This is a genomic window from Acinetobacter lwoffii (assembly GCF_024129855.1).
GTDB classification, from domain to species: Bacteria; Pseudomonadota; Gammaproteobacteria; order Pseudomonadales; family Moraxellaceae; genus Acinetobacter; species Acinetobacter lwoffii_L.
The window spans coordinates 72,040-78,186 of the sequence record NZ_JAMXXC010000013.1 but is presented as its reverse complement, the minus strand read 5'-3'; the positions used below and the strand labels follow the sequence as shown (position 1 = coordinate 78,186).

8 protein-coding genes are annotated in these 6,147 nt (G+C 40.3%); 3 read left to right on the top strand and 5 right to left on the bottom strand.

Features of this window, described 5'->3' with window-relative positions; genetic code table 11:
- The 3 genes from NI465_RS10935 to NI465_RS10925 form a co-directional block, all read left to right on the top strand.
- Window positions 1-2,183: tail fiber protein (locus NI465_RS10935; protein ID WP_253145290.1), on the top strand; the 2,183-nt coding region annotated here is incomplete at its 5' end.
- Window positions 2,183-2,686: a hypothetical protein gene (locus NI465_RS10930; protein WP_253145289.1), complete on the top strand. Its 504-nt coding sequence runs from the start codon at window positions 2,183-2,185 to the stop codon at window positions 2,684-2,686. The genes NI465_RS10935 and NI465_RS10930, both read left to right, overlap by 1 nt.
- 179 nt (window positions 2,687-2,865) lie before the next feature.
- Window positions 2,866-4,089, top strand: coding sequence for a tyrosine-type recombinase/integrase (locus tag NI465_RS10925; protein ID WP_253145288.1), 1,224 nt, complete (start codon window positions 2,866-2,868; stop codon window positions 4,087-4,089).
- Between the two features lie 59 nt (window positions 4,090-4,148).
- On the opposite strand, the gene NI465_RS10920 is transcribed toward NI465_RS10925, so the two are convergent.
- From NI465_RS10920 to NI465_RS10900, 5 genes are all read right to left on the bottom strand, one after another.
- Window positions 4,149-4,544 carry a surface-adhesin E family protein gene (locus NI465_RS10920; RefSeq protein WP_253145287.1) on the bottom strand — a complete coding sequence of 132 codons (396 nt, stop codon included), beginning with the start codon at window positions 4,542-4,544 and terminating at the stop codon, window positions 4,149-4,151.
- 75 nt (window positions 4,545-4,619) lie between these two features.
- Window positions 4,620-4,859, bottom strand: coding sequence for a hypothetical protein (locus NI465_RS10915; RefSeq protein WP_200004026.1), 240 nt, complete (start codon window positions 4,857-4,859; stop codon window positions 4,620-4,622).
- A 65-nt stretch (window positions 4,860-4,924) separates the two neighbouring features.
- A complete protein-coding gene (gene ssb / locus NI465_RS10910) occupies window positions 4,925-5,479 on the bottom strand; it encodes a single-stranded DNA-binding protein (RefSeq protein ID WP_253145285.1) in 555 nt (184 codons plus the stop codon).
- A gap of 16 nt (window positions 5,480-5,495) precedes the next feature.
- Window positions 5,496-5,798, bottom strand: a complete 303-nt coding sequence (locus NI465_RS10905) for a hypothetical protein (protein ID WP_253145283.1) — start codon at window positions 5,796-5,798, stop codon at window positions 5,496-5,498.
- A 69-nt stretch (window positions 5,799-5,867) separates the two neighbouring features.
- Window positions 5,868-6,143 (bottom strand): HU family DNA-binding protein, encoded by a 276-nt coding sequence (locus NI465_RS10900; protein WP_253145282.1) that lies wholly within the window; start codon window positions 6,141-6,143, stop codon window positions 5,868-5,870.
- Window positions 6,144-6,147 lie beyond the last annotated feature (4 nt).

The following is a 6,147-nucleotide window of genomic DNA, read 5'->3' as shown; positions in this document are numbered from 1 at the left end:
TGAACAATTCTGCCGGAACTTATGGCGCAAATAACTTAGAAATCCCAACATTCACATTAAATAAAAAGGGTTTATTAACCTCGGCGGGTAATCGTGCATTCCCTTATGCAGGGGTTGGTCAGTATGGTGCCGCCATTTTATATGATGGGATAGATAGCTATTCAACAAGCCATGCTGTTACAGCAAATGCAGTTCGTTTTTTAGGTGAAAGACGATACAACCGCAGTCAATCTTCGGGTCAATCATTTGATTTATCTCGTCGTGATTTTGATGGTGTACACACTGAATACACGTGGAGAAATGGGCCTACAAACAACATTGGCGCGGTACAATTTTATAATTATTCTCAAGATTGGATTGGTAAAATATTCTTTGATATTGCCAGTCATAAATTATATACACAGACTTTTACCAACGGTACTACTCATTCAGCGTGGCGTGAAATCGCCTATACCGATTCATTTACTCGGTATAAACAAGATTCAGACGCAACACGGATTCACTCGCCTAATTCTCAAAAAGTATTAGAAGTAACCGATACCGATGTACGACTCTCCGATTTAATAGTTTACGGTAGACTGCTTGCTAATAATTTTGCAAGCGATTCCCCTTATTCATTCTTAACAGGTAATGGTCAACAACAAGTTGTAATGACAGGGGGGATTTTGGCCTCAGATAGTTATGCGGCAGACCAGGGGAAAGTACATGGATTGGGCATCTATGCTAAAGGTGTGATTGAAAGTGCTGCCGGGTTTAAAGGAAAATTATTAGCTAAAGATTCAAGAATTTTGAAACCTTTTAATGCCGAAAGTGGAGGAATATCTGCTTATTTTGTAACTGAATGGGGTTTGAATAATGATTATGTCGGCGGCAATTATGGCGATTTTTTATCAATCAATACATACCATGATGCATCAGCCGGAAATCAGAATGGATTATTTTTTGATAAAACTGGAAAAAGAATAGTTCATTATCAGTCTGGATGGGGTGCAGCCAATTGGGGGTATGGTAAAACACTAGCTTACGCTGAAGATGTTTTATCTACCAATGGCGGTACGATGAATGCACCTATTAATTTTAATTTATCTCATGCAGATGGCGCTTTTCATAAATTAATCGAAGGTATTACGTCTACAGATGGTGGATATATTGCGGTAGGTAATCATGGTTCTGATAAAGGTTATTTAGAATTAGGTACTACTGATGACGCTGATGCTGCAATTTATGCGCGAAAAAGAAATGCTGCCAATACAGTTCTGGAAGAAGCCGTCATTTTAGGACCTGATGGCAATACCTCTTTTCCTCATTCCGTATTTATACATAACGCAGTAGGTGGTTATGGATCATGTGGGATGATAAAAGGTAATGCGGATGGCGCATCTTATGCCGGATGTAATATAGACATTACATCATGGTTTGGGGTTGGGATTAAATCTTCAAACAGTGGCGAAAGAACAGTAGTTTTTAATGCTAGAACTGGTGATATATCTAATAGAGGTTCACTTCATACTGAACAATGGGTAAATGCTAAAGGGCTGGGGGTTAATAGTACAGAAGGTACTGGTCATGGATTATCTTTACATGGCGGTACAGCTGGAGGAATGCCAAACTATGGTATTTCATTCGCTCAAACATATCATTACGGCACATGTGGTTATGTAAATGGCGATTGGGCAACCTATTTCACAATGACTGGTGGTAATAATAGAGGTTGGATTTTCAGACATGCTGATCTTGGAAATGTAGCTTCAATTAGTTCACAAGGCTTGTTATCCATACCTACCATGAAAATGGACAGATCCAATTTTCAGATTGAGCATTATTCAACATTTTCTATTTATTACGATTTTGCCACTCGAATTGTGCGAATTGTTATGAAGGTGCAAAGTGCAGCTGGAATAGGTACTGCTGATTCACCATTTAAATTTGTAGATAATCGTTATACCGCTAAGTTTTCTCTACCGATTACTTTACAGCTTCGCCTATCAGCTGAATTTCACTTTAATAATGTCGGTCCCGGTTATACACCGTGGCATGAAGAAGCTGCTGAGTGGCATGCCTGGTGTGCGCCTGTTGGACTGCGCGGATCTACAGAAAGTGCCGTTAATGTCGATATTATGAGATGGACAGGCAGCAAAGGTGAAGCAATTGATGGATATCTAATCGTTACAGGATTCTTCTAATGGAAAAAAAATACTATTTTAACCAGGCTAAACAGGCCCTAGATATTTGTTTTAATATCGAAAGCACCCGTGATAACGATTGGCAGGAAATCGATCAGGAGACCCATTTAGCCTACTTTGAGGCTTTGAATAGCGGTCGTGTGGTTATCGGTGAAAATGAATTTTCTGAGCCAAAGCCTACAGGTTATCACGTTTGGAAAGATGGTGAATGGATCGATCCAAGAACTCCAGAACAAATCCGGGATAGTCAATTGGGACAGCTCAAGCCATTAACCCGTAGACAGTTTCGGATGGCCTTTATTTTAAATGGCTATGATCTGGATGATATTAAGGCCAAGATCCTAGAAATTGAGGATATTCAAACTCGCCAGCTAACCTTAGTGGAATGGGAAGATGCAGTCACATTTGAGCGTGATAATGCTTCACTGGTTATGATGGCTGGATTACTAGGCCTGGATGATGATCAGGTTAATGCCATGTGGAAACAAGCATTAACGCTATAAAAACGTACTGGTTATTGAAGTGGTTATTCATTCGTGAGTAATCACTTTTTTTATATATAAAAACAGAAACTTAAAATCCTATGTGATGCGTACATTACGCATCATACAAAAGCCTTGTATTTCAATTGAAAGCGCATTAATGTGGATCATAAGACTAACCAAAAAAATACAGACTTCCCATGTCTTTGACCGATAAACACGTTCGCCAGGCCCCACCAAAAGATAAAATCTATTTTTTAAGTGATGATGATGGGCTAAGCCTCAAAATAGAGCCGACCGGATTAAAAACTTGGTGCTATCGCTATACCGATCCAGTCACAAAAAAACGGGCAAGAAAAAGCCTGGGCTATTATCCAGAAATGCAGCTCAAACAGGCCAGGAATGAAAGGGACCATAAAAAAGCTTTTTTGCATATTCATGGTATTTGGGAAGGGGATGAAGTTAAAGCCAGTACCTTATTATTTTCTGATGTGGCGAATGAATGGCTAAATTTTAAAGTTAAAAATAGCCTGGGGGATAATCCTCGTTGTGGGGTTTTATCACTATCAAAAAGATGCCTGGATAATGATATAAATCCGGTTATTGGTGAAATCCCATTTAATGAGGTTAAACGAAAGGACCTGGTTAATGTGATCCGTAAAATAGAGGAACGGGGAGTAAAAGAGCCAGTTAAAAAGGCATGTAGTTATTTAAGCCAGATTTATGATTATGCCGTGGCAATTGGTTATTCTGATTTTAATATTGCGCTTAATTTAAACAAAGTATTAATTAAATCCAAAATTAAAATAAATTACCCATATTTAAAAGATAGTGAGTTAGGCGATTTTATTAAATCACTCACTGGCTATAATGCCGATCCAATTATTAAAAAGGCACTATGGTTGAAGCTTTATACTGGTGTGCGTGGTGCTGAATTAATCCAGGCAAAAGCAGAGCATTTCGACCTGGATAACAAGCTTTGGAGAATCCCGGCAATTCACGTAAAACAATTGCGGCGTAAGGCTTTGATGGGTGTCGATGTTCCTGACTACTTGGTGCCTTTATCCGATCAAGCCATTGAGGTTGTAAGATCTGCTTTGGATTGGTCCCACGGTGAACGGTATGTTTTTGCTAGTCCTAGAAAGGTCGGCCAGCATATACATTTTAATTCTATTAATACATTAATTCGCCGTATGGGGTACGATAAAAATAAATTATCTTCACATGGTTTACGTTCAACCATGAGTACAATTTTAAATGATTCTGGATTATTTAAAAGTGAATGGATTGAAGCTCAATTATCACATTCGGATAAAGACCAGACCAGGGCAAGTTATAATCATGCTGAATATATAGGACAGCGTTTAGAAATGATGCAATGGTGGGGGGATTATCTTCATAATCTGCCTACTCAAAATAAATAAACTGAGGCTGCAGATAGAAAAAACCTCGTATAAAAAAAGGCCCATTTAAGGGCCTTTTTTTAGATATGTGGATATGAACAAATAGCGTCAGTTACATATTCAAAAATAGATCCGGGCGGGATTTCCAACCAACGGCCAGAGCCAAGATCTTGACCTTTAAATTGGCCATTTGCGCCATAACCGATAGTTGCATCAATTGAGAATCTTGTATTTTTACAGTCTATTGTCTGACTGGTAAGCGTGTAATCACCAGCATTAAATTTGCCATCTGCACGATTGTATTTAACTTTTACCCAGGCTTTGCGGTGATCCAGGCCTTTATTCGCGTATGCAATCCGATCTGCATCTACTGATACTGTTGTATTTTTATTGGCATTAAGCTCTACCCAGTCAGCCGCATTTACAGCCGTGGTTCCCAGTGCCAAAAACAGGGCAGATACAAGTATTTTTTTCATTTACATTTCCTTTAATTACAAGGGAAAGTATAAACAAAAAAGGCCCTATAGAAAGGGCCTTTTTTAATTAGAAAACTAGGAATTATGGTGTTTTTCACCCTTATAAAGTGAAATGGCTAACACTGCTCGATAGCGCCAGGATTGCCAAGCTGCTTCAATGAGGGGATTGGCATAAACCTGATCATCAAGAAGTGAGCGTTTTAGATATTCAGGTGTGAAATTTTCCATACTTAAAATATGTAGTTCAAAAGCTTTTCGCTCTAAAGGTTCTTCAAAAAAGCTTAGGCACTTGAAGGTAAGAGTTTTATCACTCATGTTATTTTTCCCATTAAAGAAGGCCCTAAAATTAGGGCCTTGAAGGTTTTGTGAAGTTGTATTTTTTAGCCAAGTCGCCAATCTAGGGGCGCAAAAGGTAGATCATCATCTAAATCACTGGTGCCGCCGCCGCCGTTTGGTGGGGGTGGTGTATTTGTCCGGGGTGCATTGCCATAGCCTCCCTGATTGCGCGGTGGTGGGCTGTTATAGCCTGACTGTTGCTGATTCCCATAGCCTGACTGCTGTTGGCCATTACCGCCTCGTTGCTGGCCATTGCCATCATGTCGGGGACTATCCACCAGCTGCATAACTTCGCCGCGAACTTCGGTTGTGTAACGTTCCTGGCCGTTCTGATCCGTCCATTGCCGGGTGCGTAATGAGCCTTCGATATAAACTTTCGAGCCTTTACGCACATATTGGGCGGCAATTTCAGCCAGGCGATTGTTTAAGACAATGCGGTGCCACTCGGTTTGTTCTTTGCGTTCACCCGTAGTTTTATCGGTCCAGCTGTCACTGGTTGCAATTGAAAACTGTGTGAGTGAGCCGCCATTTTGAAAAGTTTTAGTTTCAGGGTCCTTTCCTACAGTACCAACTAAAATGACCTTATTCACGCCTCGCATGATATTTACCTCTAAATTAACTTTTTAGAACGGGTTTCTTGCCCTGGGTTTTAGGCTTTGATTTGCGTTCAACTGGATTTGGTTTCGGTTTGGTGTCGGATCGCTTTGCAGCTGGCTTGTGTTGCCTGTTATCCTTTCGGGCTTGCTGCTGCTTATACCGGGCCTGTTGATCATGCTTGAAGGCTGCAGCGGTGAATTTTTCAATCTCAAAAGGGGCTACATTCTCAAATGTTTGACCCAGGCAGACTAGGGTTCGCGTCATGCTGCTATAGCGAAAACTGATACCCGTGTGTTTGTTTGGTGTGTTGCTTTGATTCATGTTTATTTCCATAAAAAAAGCGCAAAACTAAAGAAGGTTTGCGCTCTTAATTCCGAAAGCCGCTTATTACTAAGGGTTTAGAATATCTTTCATGCCTTTGCTCATTTTGAAGCTAACTGTGTTTTTAGCGTGAATCACGGCTGGTTCACCCGTTTTAGGGTTGCGGCCCATACGTTCATTTTTACGTTTTGGCGTGAAGATACCAAAGCCAACCAGGGTTACAGTTTCACCTTCCGCTAGGCTTTCGGTGATTGCCTGTAAAGATGCTTCAAATACAGCACTGGCTTGGGCTTGGGTAACGTTCGCTTTTTTTGCAACGATTTGGATGATTTCAGCCTTTTTCATAGTT

What these genes read in the sequence shown, in the direction of transcription:
- NI465_RS10930 (WP_253145289.1), top strand. Translation starts at nt 2,183, where the DNA reads ATGGAAAAAAAATACTATTTTAACCAGGCTAAACAGGCCCTAGATATT.
- ssb (WP_253145285.1), bottom strand. Translation starts at nt 5,479, where the DNA reads ATGCGAGGCGTGAATAAGGTCATTTTAGTTGGTACTGTAGGAAAGGAC.
- NI465_RS10915 (WP_200004026.1), bottom strand. Translation starts at nt 4,859, where the DNA reads ATGAGTGATAAAACTCTTACCTTCAAGTGCCTAAGCTTTTTTGAAGAA.
- NI465_RS10900 (WP_253145282.1), bottom strand. Translation starts at nt 6,143, where the DNA reads ATGAAAAAGGCTGAAATCATCCAAATCGTTGCAAAAAAAGCGAACGTT.
- NI465_RS10920 (WP_253145287.1), bottom strand. Translation starts at nt 4,544, where the DNA reads ATGAAAAAAATACTTGTATCTGCCCTGTTTTTGGCACTGGGAACCACG.
- NI465_RS10905 (WP_253145283.1), bottom strand. Translation starts at nt 5,798, where the DNA reads ATGAATCAAAGCAACACACCAAACAAACACACGGGTATCAGTTTTCGC.
- NI465_RS10925 (WP_253145288.1), top strand. Translation starts at nt 2,866, where the DNA reads ATGTCTTTGACCGATAAACACGTTCGCCAGGCCCCACCAAAAGATAAA.